This window comes from Inquilinus ginsengisoli (genome assembly GCF_050434925.1).
GTDB classification, from domain to species: Bacteria; Pseudomonadota; Alphaproteobacteria; order DSM-16000; family Inquilinaceae; genus Inquilinus; species Inquilinus ginsengisoli_B.
Genome location: NZ_JBNDJK010000001.1, coordinates 7,416,524 through 7,434,965, shown reverse-complemented (window position 1 = coordinate 7,434,965; position 18,442 = coordinate 7,416,524). Strand labels below are relative to the sequence as shown.

Annotated in this window: 15 protein-coding genes; 9 read left to right on the top strand and 6 right to left on the bottom strand. The window is 67.9% G+C overall.

Annotation, left to right across the window (positions count from 1 at the left end):
• Nucleotides 1-197: 197 nt before the first annotated feature.
• Both QFZ27_RS34780 and QFZ27_RS34775 read left to right on the top strand, forming a co-directional pair.
• Nucleotides 198-929, top strand: a complete 732-nt coding sequence (locus QFZ27_RS34780; RefSeq protein WP_429231172.1) for a class I SAM-dependent methyltransferase — start codon at nt 198-200, stop codon at nt 927-929.
• A gap of 62 nt (nt 930-991) precedes the next feature.
• Nucleotides 992-2,863, top strand: coding sequence for a hypothetical protein (locus QFZ27_RS34775; protein ID WP_429231170.1), 1,872 nt, complete (start codon nt 992-994; stop codon nt 2,861-2,863).
• A 526-nt stretch (nt 2,864-3,389) separates the two neighbouring features.
• Here QFZ27_RS34775 and QFZ27_RS34770 read toward each other — a convergent pair.
• From QFZ27_RS34770 to QFZ27_RS34755, 4 genes are all read right to left on the bottom strand, one after another.
• The gene (locus QFZ27_RS34770) at nt 3,390-4,928 is read right to left on the bottom strand and encodes a calcium-binding protein (protein ID WP_429231168.1); all 1,539 of its coding nucleotides are present in this window, start codon (nt 4,926-4,928) and stop codon (nt 3,390-3,392) included.
• Nucleotides 4,929-6,166: 1,238 nt separating this feature from the next.
• A complete protein-coding gene (locus tag QFZ27_RS34765; protein ID WP_429231166.1) occupies nt 6,167-6,382 on the bottom strand; it encodes a cupin domain-containing protein in 216 nt (71 codons plus the stop codon).
• Complete coding sequence (locus tag QFZ27_RS34760) at nt 6,382-6,582, bottom strand: hypothetical protein (protein WP_429231165.1); 201 nt, start codon at nt 6,580-6,582, stop codon at nt 6,382-6,384. Before QFZ27_RS34760 ends, QFZ27_RS34765 begins: the two co-directional genes overlap by 1 nt.
• Nucleotides 6,583-6,593: 11 nt before the next feature.
• Nucleotides 6,594-7,202 carry an isocitrate/isopropylmalate family dehydrogenase gene (locus QFZ27_RS34755; protein WP_429231164.1) on the bottom strand — a complete coding sequence of 203 codons (609 nt, stop codon included), beginning with the start codon at nt 7,200-7,202 and terminating at the stop codon, nt 6,594-6,596.
• Here QFZ27_RS34755 and QFZ27_RS34750 point away from each other — a divergent pair.
• Nucleotides 7,189-7,782: a GDSL-type esterase/lipase family protein gene (locus tag QFZ27_RS34750; protein WP_429231162.1), complete on the top strand. Its 594-nt coding sequence runs from the start codon at nt 7,189-7,191 to the stop codon at nt 7,780-7,782. The genes QFZ27_RS34755 and QFZ27_RS34750 overlap by 14 nt on opposite strands.
• A 2,051-nt stretch (nt 7,783-9,833) precedes the next feature.
• On the opposite strand, the gene QFZ27_RS34745 is transcribed toward QFZ27_RS34750, so the two are convergent.
• Together QFZ27_RS34745 and QFZ27_RS34740 are read right to left on the bottom strand one after the other, a co-directional pair.
• Nucleotides 9,834-10,469 (bottom strand): PIG-L family deacetylase, encoded by a 636-nt coding sequence (locus QFZ27_RS34745; protein WP_429231160.1) that lies wholly within the window; start codon nt 10,467-10,469, stop codon nt 9,834-9,836.
• On the bottom strand, nt 10,456-11,664 hold the full coding sequence (locus QFZ27_RS34740) for an ROK family protein (RefSeq protein WP_429231158.1): 1,209 nt from the start codon (nt 11,662-11,664) through the stop codon (nt 10,456-10,458). Before QFZ27_RS34740 ends, QFZ27_RS34745 begins: the two co-directional genes overlap by 14 nt.
• A 157-nt stretch (nt 11,665-11,821) precedes the next feature.
• On the opposite strand from QFZ27_RS34740, the gene QFZ27_RS34735 reads away from it, so the two are divergent.
• Genes QFZ27_RS34735 through QFZ27_RS34710 form a run of 6 tightly spaced genes read left to right on the top strand, consistent with a single transcriptional unit; the run spans nt 11,822 to nt 18,432 of the window.
• Entirely contained in the window at nt 11,822-13,093 is a 1,272-nt protein-coding gene (locus tag QFZ27_RS34735; RefSeq protein WP_429231156.1) for a sugar ABC transporter substrate-binding protein, read from the top strand.
• Between the two features lie 52 nt (nt 13,094-13,145).
• Nucleotides 13,146-14,042, top strand: coding sequence for a carbohydrate ABC transporter permease (locus QFZ27_RS34730; protein WP_429231155.1), 897 nt, complete (start codon nt 13,146-13,148; stop codon nt 14,040-14,042).
• Nucleotides 14,042-14,884 (top strand): carbohydrate ABC transporter permease, encoded by an 843-nt coding sequence (locus QFZ27_RS34725; protein ID WP_429231154.1) that lies wholly within the window; start codon nt 14,042-14,044, stop codon nt 14,882-14,884. The genes QFZ27_RS34730 and QFZ27_RS34725 overlap by 1 nt, the downstream gene beginning before the upstream one ends.
• Before the next feature lie 2 nt (nt 14,885-14,886).
• Nucleotides 14,887-16,389, top strand: coding sequence for an argininosuccinate lyase (gene argH / locus QFZ27_RS34720; protein ID WP_429231152.1), 1,503 nt, complete (start codon nt 14,887-14,889; stop codon nt 16,387-16,389).
• Nucleotide 16,390: 1 nt separating this feature from the next.
• Nucleotides 16,391-17,488: an ABC transporter ATP-binding protein gene (locus tag QFZ27_RS34715; RefSeq protein ID WP_429231150.1), complete on the top strand. Its 1,098-nt coding sequence runs from the start codon at nt 16,391-16,393 to the stop codon at nt 17,486-17,488.
• Nucleotides 17,476-18,432, top strand: coding sequence for a carbohydrate kinase family protein (locus tag QFZ27_RS34710; protein WP_429231149.1), 957 nt, complete (start codon nt 17,476-17,478; stop codon nt 18,430-18,432). Before QFZ27_RS34715 ends, QFZ27_RS34710 begins: the two co-directional genes overlap by 13 nt.
• Nucleotides 18,433-18,442: the final 10 nt, after the last annotated feature.

Sequence of the window (18,442 nt, the reverse complement as noted above, 5' to 3'; positions counted from 1 at the left end):
CAGGCGCCGCAACAGCCGGGATGTCGTTCAACCAGACCGGATCCCCGCACCACAAGGCGCCAGGACGACACAGCGCAATCGAGCCGGTCGGGTACCCAGCATCCACTTTGGGTTCTGATCCTACCGCTCTTTGCTGAATCGTCGCCAAGCGGCTCGTCCCCTTATGCTTCGCCTTCCCCGGGAGAGGGTAGCTTTGCATGAGCGACGTTGCCGAGATCTCGCAGTATGAGCGCAACCAGAATTTCAACAAGCTCACTAAGTTTATTCATTCTGGGAGATACACATCGCTCCTCCGCCTTGCGAGCGAGCTCAGCGCCGCGATCAAGGAGCGCCCGATAAGGGCGCTCGATATCGGATGCGGCCCGGGCACGGCCGTGGGGCCGCTGCTCGGTGCCTTCGATGTCGACTACACAGGCATCGACCTCAGCGACAAGTACCTCGAGGCGGCGCGCCGCAACCATGGGCATCGTCCGAACTGCAAGTTCGTGCAGGCGGATGCAGCCGATCCGAGCCACTATCAGCCTGACAGCGCCGACATCGTGTTCGCGCTGGAGACCCTGGAGCACATCCCCGAAGGCGCCGTCGTCCGTATCATCGAGAATGTCTGCCGCATCGTGCGGCCGAAGCTTTTCGTGGTGACGGTACCGGTGGAGGTGGGGCCGGCGGTTTGGATCAAGAACGGCGGCTCGGCTCTGATGGGCTACAATCGTGGCTCCGGCACCCTGCGCGAGACGTTCTGGGCCGGGCTCTATCAGATGGACCGCATTCCGACGCACACGGTCTGGCATATCGGCTTCGACTGGCGCTGGCTGGCGCAGACGATCCGACACAATGCGCCGATCAGAGAAGTCAGCGGTCTGCCATTCTCATGGCTGCCGCGTTGGCTGGCGCCGAATATGCTGATGGTGGCTGAGCCGCAGAAGCAATGACGAGGCGAGGGAGCATAAGCGTCAAGCGTCTCGTCTGCGCTGCGCTCCTCCTGATGTGTTCGGTGGCGACGGCGTATCCAAGCGCGTCCTGGGCTGCGGACCCAGCAAGATGGCTCTCCGAATCTCGGTTCGTCGTCTCGTCGATGGAAACTGGCCCGGTCGGCTACCTCGAAGCATGGGGCGGCTCGGAATTCGGCTACGCCTATACCTTTTCGATCTCGGACGCGCCTGCGGATGTGACTGTGGATGTCGACACCGGGATGCTGTCGATCGGCGCGCCGCTCGCCGTCGGCACATATGGGTTCAAGACATCCGTGCGAAACCGAGGGGACACCTCGAGGGTCGCGGATTTCCCGGTCACGCTCGAGGTGGTGGCCGGGGTCACCGCCCGCCGCACCAAGAGCGCCATTCTTCACCGGGATTATGTGGTCGACTCCAGTGAGTACGGCACGCCGGTCGGCGCCGACTACACCGAAGTCCTGATGAAGATCCGGCGCGCCATCGTCCTCGACCAGAAGGCGGTGGGAGACGGCAAGCTGAGGGCGGCGATCATCTTTCATGGCGGGCGCCAGTACGACTATGTCGACAATCGCTGGACCTTCGGTATCCAGCACCTCGAAATCCGGAGCGACGCCCCCGGCGTCCGCGCGACGTTGCGCAACATCGTGTCGAACAACCCTTACCATATCGCCTCGGCCGCCTTGCAACTGGGGCGCCAGTACTTCCAATGCGTCCAGCCGGCCGGGGAATGGATCTGCGAGCAGCCGAGGTCGATCGGCTACAAGATCGACACCACGGACGCCGGAGACGATGCCGTGATGCTGAAGGACGCGAGCGACGCGCGCAATCTCCCGATCGGCCGCTACGTGATGGTCGGCTCCTATGACCAGCAGATGTACGGCTTCCCCCCCAATATCCGCTATTTCGAATATGCGAAGGTGCTGTCGGTCAGCGGCCGGAAGGTCGTCCTGGACCGGCCTCTCCGGCACAGACACAAGGACAATTACTGGGAGACCCTGCAGGATCCGAATTCCCTCGGTGTCGCGCGGATTTATGCGATCGATCGTGACGACCAGCGCCTGACATTGCGCGCCCGCATCAAGGACATCGAATTCCTGGTCAATCCCAACAGCGAGACGGTCCGGCTGGGAGGCAAGCTCTTTGGTGCTGCCCTCGACATGAGCTTCGAGAACTGCGTCATCCCCCATTTCGTGCCGACACAGGCCCGATTCGCTCGGGTCGCCGGCGGATCGGTGCGGGATGGCGAGCTGGACAAGCTGGTCAGCATGGTCGTGTTCGACGGCACCACGACTGCAGGCCTGCATGAAGGGACCGGCGTGGACTATCTGCTGTTCAAGAACTCCAATGTGACCAGCGGCTACGGGCTCGCGCCACGCCAGCTGCGCGCCATCGATTCAACCCTTCGCGGCGTTGAGCACGCACCGCTGACGTTCAAAGGATCGTGGACGACGCAACAGGTGGACGTCAGCGGCGGCGAATTCGCCGGCGCCGGGCCGATCCTTGCCGAATGGCCACCTGAAAGCCTGGTCGTGGGCCAGGATGGGGTGAGCTGGGACACCCGGCGGCTGACGGTCCCTGCGTTATCCTCATCCGATGCGAAGAAGATTTGGGGCCGCGCCGCCTGGGAAGGCGCCATCATCTATGCGGACGCGGTGCGGTCGCCGAATTGGGGCGTCATCACCGATATCACCGGCGAGGCCGACTCCATGTACTTCGACATTGATTGGAAAGCGGGCCCCGGCCCGGTGGCGGGAACCCAGCTTTACGTGCCGAGGCTGCACGATCTCACCATCAGGGCCGCACATACCGCGTCGGGGCTGTCGTGGAACGATACCAATGCCGGCCGACAGACCACACCCGCGGGCGCCCGGCAATTCCCGGAAGGCTATCCAACGGCCCTGTCGGGCTTTTAGGGATCCCGGAGGCGTTGGCCGGGGACATCGCCGGCCGCATTAGGAGTGACATTTTTGTTCCAGATCCAGCGCACATACTTGGACCTGCCCCACTTGGGGTGAAATGGGCGTTCTGGCAGCGCGGGCAGACAATCGACAGACGGCAGCCCTGGACTCATTCGCAGCGCTCCTATCAGCACTTCCGCCCCCGCGTCCCTTGCTCTCGGCGCGATCCGGCCCTCTCTTGCAGGCGATAAGATCGGCCGCTTTCGGGCGCAATGCGGACATTCTGCTCGCCGGCCCCGACCTTCCGCTTTCCGCCCTTCGCGGACGGCCAGGCCGGCCGTGGACTGCCGGAGAGCGGCCATCGCGCCGGACGCCGAAGAGCGGACATGACCGCATGCGACCCGAAGCGGTCATCCCAGCCCTTGCGTTCGGATGACCGCTTCAGTCGCACACCGGCCAGCCGAGGTCGACCGCCAGCGGTCAGCTCACAGGCCCGGATTTCATCTGTCGCACATGCCGCGACGACGACGAAACGTCGCCGCTACAGGATGAAGTCGCCGGCGACGAGGACCAGGTTGCCGGCGAGCTGGATATGGAAATCGGAGACGCCGTCGCCGTTGACGTCACCGGCGATGGTGGTGATGCCCGGACTGGTGTTTACGGCGCGCAACTGGCCGGCGCCGGTGTAGAGGCTGGAGCCGATGAAGGTGAAGGCTTCGAAGCCGCGGACGCCGGTGTTGGCATCGATCTCCGACAGGTCGATCCTGTCGCCTTGTACGTGGCTGAAATCGGAGATCCGGTCGGCGTTGGCGCCGGTGAGGCTGTCATCGATCGTCGAGAAGACGAAGCGGTCCGCCCCGGCGCCACCGGCCAGCACATCCTTGCCTAAGTTGCCCTTGAGCACATCGTTGCCGTTCCAGCCCTGCAGGGTGTTGGCAAACTTGTCACCGGTGAGTTGGTCGTTGCCCTGGCTGCCGGAGAGGATCTCGAAGCCCGTCAGGATATCGCCCTCGGCGTCGCCACCGTGGACTGTGCGGGTCGCAAGGTTGACCGTGACGCCGACGGAGCCGTACCAGTAGCTGACGGTGTCGCTGCCATCGCCGCCGTTCAGCCTGTCGGCGCCGGCCCCGCCGCGGAGCACGTCGCTGCCGCCCCGCCCATAGAGTTCGTCGTCATCGCCGGCGCCCTCGAGGACGTTGGCGCCGGCGTCGCCGGAAATGTAGTCGTTGCTCTCGCTGCCATACACATTCTCGATTTCGGCGAACCGGTCCTCGGTGTCGAGGAGATCGATGGCGGCGCCATCGGGGTCGGTCTCGAAGCGCACTTGGTCGATCCCGGACCCTCCAAAGCAACTGGTGACTGCGCTGCTGACGATCAGGATGTCATCGCCGGCATCGCCCCGCACGAGGCCTCCGCTCGCCACCAAAATGTCATCGCCGTCGTCTCCAATGAGGAAACCATCCGGGTGCCCGCCGATCAGGGTGTCGCCGGAGTTCGAACCCCAGACCCTCTCGATGCTGAAGTAAGCGTCACCCTGGGCGTCGCCGCCAAAGCCGATGTGGCGCAGGAGGTCGACCTTCACGCCCGCCGACGAGTCGCTGAAGTTCACCCTGTCGATGCCATCGCCGCCGTCGAAATGGTCGGCACCGGCCCCTCCTGACAGGGTATCGTTAAAGTCCCCTCCGATCAGCACGTTGTCCCCGTCCGACCTGGCGTCCAAGTTCACGTCCTGAGCGCGACCAATGGCGCTGGCGTCGAGCACGACCTTGCCATTCACATCGGACTGGGCGATGACCGAGACCGGGCCGTACCCGAAGGGGAAGATATTCTGGCCAAGGGTGAGGTGGACACCTCCGGTGGCGGATCGGGCGATGACGGTGTCGAAGCCGGTGATGCCGGAATAGCCATTGAGGTTGAGGTCGATGGCTCCCTCGATCTCGAAATCGAGCTTGCTGCCGTAAATTGACGCCGAGACCGTGTCGGTCTTATCGAAGAAGTCGAGATTGTAGACGAACGCCGTCTCACGGCCGCCGACCGTGCCAGTCTCGGCACCATCGACGGAAAAGATGTAATTGGCCAAAACCAACCTCCGCAATCGACTTAATTCGCGGAGGTAAAGTAGCTGTTGGCGCGTCGCAGGCGAAACCGACCCATCCGGCTGAGATCCGGTACTTTTGGCGGATCACCGGCTTGGGACCTTCGAAAGCCGCTCCGGGAGAGACGCGCCGCTGTGACCGCTCCCGACCCGCAGTGCGGACATTCTGCTGGCAGCCCTGAGATTCCGCTTTCCGCCCTTCTCGGCCGGCAAGCCCAATCGAGGCCGTCCGAAAGCGGCCGTCGCGCCCGACGCCGGAGAGCGGACATGACCGCACACGACCCAAAGGCGACGGTGTACAGCGACGGACTTCGGGACGATACTCAGGGCATAAAATCGATCGATTGCTGAGGGAGTTGGCGAATTGATAACGCGCCGGATGATTGGATCTCTCATTTCAGGGTCCTTGTTAATTTTTGCGACGCGCGGAGCAATTGGGGCACCGCGAAGCTTGCGGACAGATATTACTATAGCTGCGCAGTGGATATCTGCGGCGCTGCTAAGTTCTGGCTATAACGCAGACTTCAAGCCGAACAGCATTTCCGAGGTGGAGCGGTTCTTTCGCGAGCAGACGACGAGCGGAGAGCCCACTCCAGGCGGTCTTCTGGCACAGGATCTAGGAGATTGGATCACGAAGGACAATGATCCCGAAGGGGAAATCAACGCTACCCTCAAGCTCGGAAATGGAGTGGTCTGCTGGCCGATGCAGCGGGTCATGAAGCGACTACGCAGCAGCGAGGAGAATCTGGCGGATTGGGCAGAGGGGATTAGGCGAGCCTAGTTCCGCTTTCCGCCCAATGCTGTCGGCGCGGCCAGTCGGATCGCGCCGAAGGCCGCCAGGGGCTTGGCTTCCCTCGATACTCGAACACGCTGCAACCGGGGAATCGCTGATAGTCTCTTCCGGTGGCCGGGTCCGCTATCGGGCCTGGATGGTTCGCTGGAGATGTCCGCTTCGGAGCAGCCGATCGGGCCTCGAACCGTCCGCTCAGGGTCGGATCCAGTCAGTGGCGGGGCCGGCTGTTGCAGCCGCCCCAGCCATCATGGATCAGGGTTCGTTGGCGGCTGGCGGAGCCTGATCGAACAACCTGTATTCCTCCTCATGCGGCGGCCAAGCCGGCCACAGGCCACCCCGGTCGTGCCCGAGCCCATGAACGGGTCGAGCGCCGCCTGGCCGCAGAGCGGGAGCAGATCGCTCATCAGCCGCGTCGGCTTGCCGGTCAGCCTCACCGCCGCTCGGCGTCGATCCGCCGGGTCTCGCCGGTGGCGACCAGGGTGCGGGTGGCGTCGACCGAGGCGTAGGTCCAGAAGATCCGCAGCCGTCCCGGGCCGGCATTGACGAAGCGGTGCGGCACGTCGGCCGGCACCCAGGTGGTGTCGTGCACGCCCATGCGGTGCGTGGCGCCGGCGATCTCCACCAGCGCCTCGCCCTCCAGCACCATCACGCTCTCCTCGCGTTGTGCGTGTGCAGCGGGATGGCGCCGCCGGGGGCGAATTCGGTGATGCCGTTGAGCAGGCTGGTCGAGCCGATGCCGCTGGTCACCAGCGGCACCGTCCGGGCGCCGCCGCCGCGCTCATGCGGAACAATCTCCGCCGGGCGCAGGATCGCGGCCTGCGGGCCAGCCTGGGTCGTGTCGGTCATGTGCGTCCCCCTCAGCCGGCGACGGCGGCGACGACCGCCGCGGTGAATTCGGCGGTGCCGCGGCTGCCGCCCAGGTCGCGGGTGCGCGTCGCCGGGTCGGCCAGCACGGCCTCGACCGCATCCTCGATCAGCCGGGCGGCCTCGGCCATCCGGGCGTTGCCGTCGCGGCGGGCGCGCCAGTCCAGCAGCATCGCGGCGGACAGGATCAGCGAGGTCGGGTTGGCCAGGTTGCGGCCCTGGATGTCGGGGGCCGAACCGTGCTGCGCCTGGGCGACGCAGACCGTGTCGCCGGCGTTGATCGACCCGCCCAGCCCCAGGCTGCCGCACAGCTCCGACGCCTCGTCGGACAGGATGTCGCCGAACATGTTGGTGGTGACGATGACGTCGAACCGGTCGGGGCTGCGGATCAGATGGGCGGCGGCGGCGTCGACGATCAACTCGTCCAGCTCCACCTCCGGGAAATCCTGGGCCACGCGGCGCACCTCGCGCAGGAACAGCCCGTCGGTCAGCTTCAGCACATTGGCCTTGTGCACGGCCGTGACCTTGCGGCGCCGGCCGCGGGCGATCTCGAAGGCGGTGCGGGCGACCCGGGCGCTGGCCCGCGCGGTGATCTTGCGCACCAGCGTGCTAGAGGCGGGGCTGGAGGGATCGGCCCGGGTGATCGCCGAGGGCCTCGGCGGGCGTACCACCATGTTCGACGATCACGGGGCGGCGGCCGACCGCAACGGCGCGCGCATCCTGCCGACGCTGCTGGGCAGCCACTACCCGCTCGACCTCGTGATCATCCTGCTCGGCACCAACGACCTGAAGCCGCATGTCTGCGGCACCGCCCTCGGCGCCGGCTCCGGGATCGAGCGGCTGGTCGAGATCGCCAGGACCTATCCCTATGGCCCGGACGCCGCCGTCCCGAAGATGCTGATCGTGGCGCCGCCGCTGTTCGGCGAGACCGTGGGCGGGGACTGGCAGCCGGCCGGGGGCCGCAGCATCGCCGAATCGCAGAAGCTGGCGCCGCGCTACCGGGACGCTGCGGAGCATTGCGGCTGCGCCTTCTTCGATGCGGCAGGCGTGGCGGTTGCATCGCCGATCGACGGAGTGCATCTCGACGCCGGGAACACGAGGGCGATCGGAACCGCGTTGGCTCCGGTCGTTCGACAGCTCTGGCGTGACGCTGGTACGACCATGTGTCCCAGGACGCGATGATCGGCCCCCACCGGGCTTCGGATAATCACTGAACTCGGCGGCGGCTGGAGCGGGCCTGCCGTCGCAATGTCGAGGCGATGTGGCTGATGTGTCGGCTCGCGCCGTGCCCGAAATGATGCGGGCCATTCGCACCACAGCTTCGTCGAGGGCCGCGTGTCCGAGATGACGAACCTGTTCGACCGTTCGCTGACGCACTGAGTGGACCGCATGGGAGGCAGGCCGCGTCTGGATGCGTCGGTCAGGCCCGCTGCATCAGGTTGGCCATCAGCCGGAAGGCGCCGGGTACCAGCCGATCCAGCTGGTGATGCAGGGCCAGGGCGACATGAGTGTGGCGCCCCTGCCCGAAGCGGCCCGACAGCAGCCCGCCTTCCAGCGGTGCCTCGCCCGCGTCGCCGGTGGCGAGCAGCGCCTCGTAAGCGGGGTCCCATCGGCTGGCAAAATACAGCCCTCGCTCCTTGTCCCAGCCGGCCCAGTCCGTCTCCCCGATCGGGTTGGGACCGGTCAGCAGCAGGTGATCCGGTCGCAGCACCCGGACCGGGGCTGCCGGATCGGTCACCCGCCAGCGATAGGAGGGGTGGCCGATGGTCAAGGGCGCCAAGGGCGTCGACTGCGGAGTCCAGGCGTCGATCGGGCGATGATACAGCGTGACCAGATGGCCGCCGTCCCGGACCCAGCGGTGCAGGCGCGCGGTCGCGGCGGCCAGGTCCGGCCGGGTGCGGAAGGCGAAGACGCCGACCAGGATGGTGTCCCAGGCGCCGAGGTCGCCGCCGGTCAGGGTTTCGGCATCGAGCGGATCGACGGCAAGGCCGATCTGGCGCAGCCACGCATCGGCGCGGTCACTGCCGCCGCCGACGACACCGACGCGAACACCGTCAGGCAGGGCGACCTCGAGCGTGCGCAGCCGCAGGATTGCCGGGGCCGCGCGAACCACTGCCCCATGATGGGGGTGGTTCATGCGCCGGACGCCCCAACCCGGCTGGCCGTCGACGGTGACAACGGCTTCGTGAAGGCCGGCGCCGACCGGCGGGGTCAGGACCGCCTCGATCGATGCGACCCCGGCATTCCCGGGCACGGCGACCGAGGCGGCCGCCGACGTCTCCCAGCCCGCGGGGGCCGTGACGCCGACCCTCCGCTGCGCCGCTGGGGTCCCACGAAGGCTCTGCAGCGTCAGGCCCAGGGGCCGTGGGGCCGACGGGCGGGCCAGGTTGACGACGATGGCATCGGACGCCGGGGTCACGGAGGCGGCGGGCAGGACCCGGACCGGCTCGTCGAGATCGATGGTCGCTGTCGCCCGGACCCCGGCCAGGGTGAAGGCGATCTCGACCGAGACCAGGCCATTGCCGCCCAGCGGATCGAAGCCCGGCGCGAAGGGAAGGGTGATCGGGGCGTCGTCGGGAACGCGGACCCGGAATTGGCCCGTCGCGCTGCCGGTCTCCCAGGTCCAACCGCCGGGGAGCCGCGGCGCCATCGCAATCTCCGTGGCGCCCGTGTCGGCGGCGTACGGTGCCGTGATGCCGACCGTCCCGCCGGGCTCGATCTCGGCAGGTTCGGCAAAAGCGCGGACATCCAGCCCTGACGCCGCGAACAGGATCTGCCCCAGCTCGCGTTCCTTGCGACGCAGCCGATGGTCCAGGACGGAGGCGGCGTGCTCGGGGCGGGATGCCAGGGCCCCGCGGGTCGCGGTCAGGGCCTGGGCCGCCGCCGCGGCGACGGCATCGCTGTCCGGCCAGGCAGCGATGGCCCGGTCGATCGCGGCCTGGGCCGTCCGCAGCCATGTCTTGCACTCGATGCCGTCGACGGCGTCGGCCAGGGCCGCAACCGTGGCGGGCAGCCCGTCCAGGATGGAAGCCTCCGCCGCCGGCATCCCGGGCGCGGCATGGGCCCGATGCAGCGGCCAGGGGGAGGGGGCCGCCTCGCGCCACACCCCCATGCCCTGGGTGCGGTGCGCCAGCCGCGACCACTGGCCGATCTGGGCATAGGTGGCGCCGGTGACCGGATCGCGTTCGCCGGCCTGCACCGCCACGGTCGCATCGGGCGGCGGCAGGTCGTCGTCATAGGACGCGCTCTTGCCCGACCAGGCGGGCAGATAGAATTTCGCGACGGTCCAGGCCGGCAGGCCGGCGGCCAGGTGCTCCGGGAAGGCGGCGGGATCGCCGGCCAGCTCGACGGCCTCCCGGCTCGCCTGCGTCATCGCGCGCGTGGTGCCCGTGCTGGCCCGGCACGTCGAGGAAGGTCGGAATGACGATGTCGGGCCGCTCGGTCCGGATGGCGCGGACCAGACGCTCCACCACCCGCTCATGGCCCCAGCGCCGCAGCGTGTCGATGCCGCTCTTGGAGAAGCCGAAATCATGCACCGGGTCGTCCGGCCCGTGGCCGATCCAGGTGACGCCGGCATCGAGAACGCGGGCTGCCTCCTCCATCTCCCGGCTGCGCAGCGCCGCCAGGTCGCCGCCGCGTTCCGGCCCGATCGCGTTCTGGCCGCCTTCGCCGCGGGTCGAGCACAGCAGCACCACGCGAACGCCGTCGCGCAGCGACAGGGTGGCGAGCATGGCGCTGCTCTCGTCGTCCGGATGGGCGCCGGTGTCGAGCAGGGTGACGGTGCTCTTCAGCCGCGAGAGGGCGCGATGGAGCCGCAGCACGCTCGGCTGGGCCATCTGACGGCGGATGAGGGCCTCATCGGCGAGCATGGGACGAGCCTCCAGAGTCTCGGGCGGTGTCACGGGCGCGAAGCACGGCGCCGAAATCGGGTGTCACGGTTTCGAAAACGGGCAGCGCTGCGGCGCCCAGCGCCGGCGTCAACCCGCCGGTGGTGCCTCGCAAGAGACGCGGGACCGACCGGCCGGAGCGGTGCGACACGGTGTTCGGCAACGGTCCGATCCCGGCGATCAGCCGGTCCAGCACGGCGTCCGGCAGGCGACCGCCGAACACGATGGCCTCGGGATCGAACAGGTTCTCGAGCATGCCGACCATGATCAGCAGCTTCTCGGCGGCGATCTCGATCCAGGCATCGAGCCGCGGATCCCCGTCGCGGATCAGGGCGTCGAGATCGGCCGCGCCGCCCAGTTGCTCGGCCAGCGAATGCAGCGAGGCGTAGCGTTCGAGGCAGCCCCGGCTGCCGCAAGGGCAGGGGCGACCGCGCGGCTCGACCGTGACATGGCCCAGTTCGCCGGCATTGCCGAAGGCCCCGGTGTAGGGCTGCTCGCCCAGCACCAGCCCGAGGCCGACGCCGGTGCCGAAATGGACCAGGCAGAAATCCCTCAATTCGCGCGCGACGCCGTGCAGCCGCTCGCCCACCGCCGCCGCCGTGGCGTCGTTCTCGACCAGGACCGGCATCCCGATCGCTTCGCCGAGGAAGGCGGCGGCGTCGATCGCCAGCCAGCCGGGCATGGCGGTCGGGCCGACCGAACTCAGCCCCTCGATCCCGAACGGGCCCGGCATGACCACCCCGGCGCCGAGGATTGCGGTGCGGGCGACGCCGGCCGAGTCCAGCAGCGCATCGACCTCGCGCCGCAGGTGGGGGCCGATGGCGGCGGGGGTGGGGTCTTCGATCGTGGATGTGCGGCTGGCGAGGACGCGTCCGGCCAGATTGACCAGGACGGATTGCTGAAACCGCGGCGCGATCTCGACGCCGATGGTGAAGCCGCCATCCGGATTGACCTCGTACTCGATCGGCGGCTGGCCCCGCCCGCTGCGTCGGCGGCCGGCATCGCGCAGCAGCCCTTCGGCCAGCAGCGCGGCCGTGATGTTCGACACGGCCTGGGTGGTCAGGGCGGTGCGGCGCGCGATCTCGGTGCGGCTGACCGTGCCCTGCAGCCGCACGGTCTCCAGCACCACCCGGCGGTTGTAGGATCGGGTCTTGCCCGAATTGTTGCCGATCGCCATGCGGCCCGTCTCCCGGAATCTCCGGTACAGGGTGCTGCGGCCATTATAATAATTCAACTGTGTTGAGTTATTGACTCGGGCTTTCGGCCTGTGATCGAGTGGGAACGAGACCAAATGGGCTTCGGCGCCCGAACAAGACAGGGATGGAGGAGGGGAGATGGCACGGTTCGGCGGCATCCGGCGCATGGCGCTGGCGACGGCCTTCGCGCTCGGCCTGGGCGGCGCGGCTTCGGCGGCGCAGGCGGTCGAGATCGAATACTGGCAGTACTTCTACGATTCCCGGGTCAAGGCGATCGACACGCTGATCGCGAAGTTCGAGGCCGACAATCCCGGCATCACGGTCAAGCACACCAACTTCCCCTATGCCGACTACCAGACCAAGGTCGCGGCCGCGATCCCGGCCGGCGAGGGGCCGGACGTGGTGCAGCTGTTCTACGGCTGGCTCGACAATTTCGTGGCGGCCAAGCTGATCCAGCCGCTGCCGACCGACACCTTCCCGCATGACGCCATCGAGGCCGATTTCTTCCCGATGGTGAAGGCGATGAAGCGCGGCGACGACTATTACGGCCTGCCGACGGCGGTCCGCTCGCTCGCCATCTTCTGGAACAAGCGGCTGTTCGAGGAAGCCGGGCTCGACCCAGAGAAGGGGCCGGCCAATCTGGACGAGCTGGTCCAGTTCGCCCAGAAGCTGACCAAGAAGGACGGCGGCGGCAACCTTACCCAGGTCGGCATCACCATGGACATGGCCGGCCAGGACCACCAGTGGTGGCGCGAGGTCCTGGTCCGCCAGTTCGGCGGCGATCCGTATCTGAACGACTACAAGACGGTGAACTACGCCGATGCGGCCGGCGCCAAGGCGCTGCAGTACTATCTCGACTTCCAGACCAAGTACGGCGTCAGCCAGCTCGGCTTCATGGACGAGGCCCAGGCCGCCTTCAAGGCCGGCCGCGCCGGCATGACCATCGACGGCTCGTTCCGCCTCGGCTCCTTCGACGCCGTGCGCGGGCTGAAATACGGCGTCGCCGAGCTGCCGGCCGGGCCGGACGGCACGCGCTCGAACTACGCCAGCTACTGGGTGAATGCGATCACCACCAAGGCTCAGGGCGAGAAGCTGGAGGCGTCGAAAAAGTTCCTGGCCTTCCTGACCTCGCCCGAGGCGATGCAGATCTGGCTCGACACGGTGGGCGAGCTGCCGGCCCGTCGGTCGGTCGCGCTCAGCGACAAGAACATCGCCAACCCGGTCTACGCCCCCTTCATCAAGGGCCTCGACTACGCCCACACCACGCTGTTCGTGGACGAGGCGGGGCAGCGCCAGGTGTCGATGGACATGGTCAATCGCGCGGTGCTGCAGAACCAGCCGGTCGACGCCACCCTGGCCGAGGCCGCCAAGGCCGAACAGGCGATCATCGACCGCCACCAGGCCAAGTGACCGGAACCGGGTGCGGGGCCGTGACCATGCGGGAAACGGCACGGGGGCCGGCATGAGATCCCCCGTCGCCGGCCTGTCGGTGCGGGCCAAGCAGGTGGTCTGGGCCTGGAGCTTCCTGGCCGTGCCGGTGCTGTTCTACGCCGTCATCCGGTTCTGGCCGACGCTGGACGCCTTCTGGCTGTCCTTCACCGACTGGAACCTGCTCGGCACCCCGAACTTCGTCGGGTTCCGGAACTACATCCGGCTGGTCCAGGACCCGCTGTTCTGGAAGGTGTTCGGCAACACCTTCCTGTACCTGCTGATCGGCACCCCGCTCAGCCTGCTGATCGCCTTCGTCGTGGCCTACCAGCTCGACAAGGTCCGCTTCATGCACGGCTTCATCCGGGCGCTGTACTTCCTGCCGTTCCTGACCACGGCGGTGGCGATGGCCTGGGTGTGGCGCTGGTTCTACCAGCCGGTGCCGATCGGCGTGTTCAACAACGCCCTGGCCAGCATCGGTCTGCCGCAGCAGCCCTTCCTGCGCTCCACCGTCCAGGCGCTGCCGGCGGTGCTGGCGCCGGCGATCTGGTCCGGCCTCGGCTTCCAGGTGGTGATCTTCATGGCCGGGCTGCGGGCCATCCCGATCAGCTACTACGAGGCCGCCCGGGTCGACGGCGTGTCGCGCCGGACTATCCTGTGGGAGATCACGCTGCCGTTGCTGAAGCCGACCTTCGTGTTCCTGGTGGTGTTCAGCTCGATCGGGTTCCTGCGCATCTTCGACCAGGTCTACAACATCACCAACAACGACCCCGGCGGCCCGCTCAACTCGACCAAGCCGCTGGTGCTGATGATCTACCAGACCGCCTTCAACGCGTTCGACATGGGCTATGCCTCGGCCCAGACCGTGATCCTGTTCCTGGTCCTGCTCGGCATCTCCATCCTGCAGCTCCGCATCCTGAGGGACCGCTGATGGCGACCGCGACCGTGATCATGGGCCGCCGGATCCGGCCCGGGCGGGTGGTGGCCTGGACGCTGCTGATGATGGGCGGCATCGTCATGGTGATGCCGATCCTCTACATGCTCGCCACCTCGTTCAAATTCCCGCACGAGGTCTACGACCTGTCGCTGATCCCGAAGGAGCCGACGCTCGAGAACTACGCCTATGTGCTCGAGGACGGGCGCTTCTTCCGCTGGTTCCTCAACTCGCTCGGCATTTCCGTCACCGTCACCCTGTCGAACGTCTTCTTCGACAGCCTGGTCGGCTACACCCTGGCCAAGTTCCGCTTCCGCGGCCGCTACCTGATCTTCATCGCCATCCTGTCGACGCTGATGATCCCGACTGAGATGCTGGTGATCCCGTGGTACGTGATGGCGAAGACCTTCGGCTGGCTGGACAGCTACTGGGGCATCATGTTCCCGGGCATGATGACGGCCTTCGGCACCTTCCTGATGAAGCAGTTCTTCGAGACGGTGCCGGACGACTTCCTGGAGGCGGCACGGATCGACGGGCTGAACGAGCTCCAGATCTGGTGGCAGATCGCCATGCCGCTGGTGACGCCCGCCTTGTCGGCCCTGGCGATCTTCACCTTCCTCGGCAACTGGACCGCCTTCATCTGGCCGCTGATCGTGACCACCAGCCGCGACTTCTACACGCTGCCGGTCGGGCTCACGAGCTTCGCGGTCGAGCAGCAGATCCAGTGGGAACTGATCATGACCGGCGCCGCCATCGCGACGCTGCCGACCCTGATCGTGTTCCTGGTGTTCCAGCGCTACATCGTCCGCGGCGTGGTTCTCGCCGGGCTGAAGGGGTGATCATGGCGATCAAGGACGAAAGCCGCTTCCCGGCGGCCGTCTATGCCGAAACGGTGCTGGCGCCGCTGTTCGAGGGCGCGAAGCGGCACTATCGCGACCATTTCCAGCGCGTCGACCGCGCCCATCTGGTGATGCTGGCCGAGACCGGCGTGCTCGACGCCGCCACCGCCGCCGCCATCGGCGGGGCGCTGGTCGATATCGAGCGCGACCTCGATGTCGAGGCGCTGACCTACACCGGCGAGGTCGAGGACTTCTTCTTCCTGATCGAGGCCGAGCTGAAGCGCCGACTGGGCCCCGACATCGCCGGCCGGCTGCACACCGGCCGATCGCGCAACGACATCGACCACACCCTGTTCAAGCTGGCGCTGAAGGGGCGGATCGACACGCTGGCGGCCAAGGCGCGCGGCCTGGCGCAAAGCCTGCTGGACACCGCCCGGCGGGAACGGGCGACGCTGATCGTCGCCTACACCCACGGCCAGCCGGCGCAGCCCACCACCTTCGGCCACTACCTCGCCGCCGCGATCGAGGTGCTGCTGCGCGACCTGGCGCGGCTGCAGGCGGCCCGGGCCATCGTCGACCTGTGCCCGATGGGCGCGGCGGCGATCACCACCACCGGCTTCCCGATCGCCCGGCACCGCATGGCGGAGCTGCTGGGCTTCTCGGCACCGCTGCAGAACTCCTACAGCTGCATCGCCGCGGTCGACTACGTCACCTCGACCTATGCCGCGCTGGAGCTGATGATGCTGCATCTCGGCCGGCTGGTGCAGGACTTCCAGTTCTGGTCCAGCTTCGAGGTCGGGCAGCTCTACGTCCCGAACGCCTTCGTGCAGATCAGCTCGATCATGCCGCAGAAGCGCAACCCGGTGCCGATCGAGCATCTGCGCCTCCTGGCGTCGCATGCCATGACCCGGGCGCGGTCGATGCTGACGGTGATGCACAACACGCCCTTCACCGACATGAACGACAGCGAGGGCGAGACCCAGGGCCAGGGCTATGCCGCCTTCGACCTCGCCGGCCGTGTGCTCGACCTGCTGTCCGGCCTTGTCGCCGCCGTGTCGATCGACGGCGACAAGGTCCGCCGCAACATCGACCGCAGCTGCATCACCGTGACCGAGCTGGCGGACAGCCTGGTGCGGATCGAGGGCCTGTCCTTCCGCCAAGCGCATGAGATCGCGGCAGCCACGGCGAAGGCGGTGGTCGCCGCCGGCGCCAGCCTGGCCGAAGCCGGCTTCACCCCGTTCGGGCAGGCCTTCGCCGAGACCTGCGGCCGGCCGAGCACGGTGGACGAAGCCCGGTTCCGCGAGATCGTCTCGCCGGAGCATTTCGTCGCCGTCCGTGCCCGCTTCGGTGGCCCGGCGCCGGAGCCGCTGGACAAGGCCTTCGCCGGCTATGCCGCCGTGCTGGAGACGTTCGCGGCCAATGCCGCCACCGCGGCCGATCGCGAGAAGGGGGCGTCCGCCATGCTCGATTCGTGCTTCGACATCGTGATGAAGGGTCAGGGCTGAGATGGCCGACGTCTCGCTGCGCCGCATCGTCAAGACCTACGGCAAGACCCCGGTCATCCATGGCCTCGACCTCGACATCGCCGATGGCGAATTCGTCGTGCTGGTCGGCCCGTCCGGCTGCGGCAAGTCCACCACACTGCGCATGATCGCGGGGCTGGAGGAGATCGACGGCGGCGAGATCCGCATCGGCGGCCGCGCCGTCAACACGCTGGAGCCGAAGGACCGGAACATCGCCATGGTGTTCCAGAACTACGCCATCTACCCGCACATGACGGTGCGTCGGAACATCGGCTTCGGCCTGCGCAGCGCCCGGCTGCCGCGGGCGGAAAAGGACCGGAAGGTGGAGGAGGCGGGGACGCTGCTGGGCCTGACCCCCTATCTCGACCGCCGCCCGTCCGAGCTGTCGGGCGGCCAGCGCCAGCGCGTCGCCATCGGCCGTGCCATGGTGCGCGACCCTGCGGTGTTCCTGTTCGACGAGCCGCTGTCCAACCTCGACGCCCAGCTGCGCGGCCAGATGCGGCTGGAGATCAAGAAGCTGCACCAGCGCCTGGGCAGCACCATCGTCTTCGTCACCCATGACCAGGTCGAGGCGATGACCCTGGCCGACCGCATCGTGGTGATGCGCGACGGGCATATCCTGCAGGTCGGCAGCCCGGCCGAGCTTTACCACCGCCCGGCCAACGTGTTCACCGCGCGCTTCATCGGCAGCCCGCCGATGAACCTGCTGCCGGGGCAGGTCGCGGTGGTCGACGGGCGCACCGCCGTGGCGCTGGATGGGGGCGGGGCGGCGCCGCTGCCGGCGGCGGCCGCGGGCGTCGCGCCGGGGCGCCGTGTCCTGCTGGGTGTCCGGCCTGACGACCTGGCCCTGGCCGAGAGCCCGGCGCCGGCCGATTCCTTCGTGATCGAGGGCGTGGTCTCGGTGGTCGAGCCGCTGGGGCCGGAAACCCTGCTGCATGTCGATGCCGCTGGTGCGGCCGTGGTCGGCACCGCCCCGGGCCGGCGGCCGCCGCCGGTCGGCCGCAAGGTGCGGCTGGCCGCAGCCAACGACACGCTGCATCTCTTCGACGCCCAGAGCGAGCAGACATTGTGCCTGGCCTGACCGCCGTGCCCGCCGAAGGCTTCGTCCTCTGCGTCGGCCGCCTCTATTCCGATCTGGTCTTCACCGGGCTCGACGCGATGCCGGAGCCGGGGCGGGAGCATTTCGCCCGGGACGTCACGCTGGTGCCGGGCGGCGGGGCGTTCATCACCGCCGCCCATCTCGCCGGGCTCGGTCGGCCCGCGGCGCTGGCGGCCCGGATCGGGATCGACCATTTCGGGCGGGGGCTGGATGGCCCGCTCGCCGCGAGCGGGGTCGATCTGCGCTGGCTCGACCGCGCGGCCGATGCCGGGCCGCAGCTCACGGTCGCCATGGCGGTCGACAGCGATCGCGCCTTCCTGACCCGCCGGGCCGGCGGGGCCGAGCCGGCGACCCTCGACGCAGCATTGGCCAGCGGGTTGGCGGTGCACATGCACATTGCCGAACTGGCGACGTTGAGGGAGATCCCCGACCTGGCGCGTCGTGCCCGTCGGCAGGGCTTGACCGTGTCGCTGGATTGCAGTTGGGATCAGGCGGCCATCGACGACCCGGACATCCTCCGGCTGCTCGACGGAATCGACCTGTTCCTGCCGAATGAGGATGAGGCGATGGCCCTGACCGGCGCTGAAACGGTCGATGCCGCCCTGGCCTTCCTGGCGGCGCGGATTCCGGTCGTGGCCGTCAAGCTCGGCGCCAAGGGCGCCGTGGCGCAGGCGGGGAAGGACGCGTCGCGGATCGCGGCGCCCTCTGTCCCGGTCGTCGACACCACCGGGGCGGGCGATTCCTTCGACGCGGGTTTTCTCGATCGCTGGCTGGCCAAGGCTCCGCTCGGGAGCTGCCTTGCCTGGGGTGTCGCCTGCGGCAGCCTTTCGGTGCAGCAACCGGGGGGCGCCTGTCCCGCCCGCCGCGCCGCCATAGAGGCACTGGCCCTCGATCTTCAGGCCACCGCGACGACCGCAGCGGCTTAGGATCGGCGCC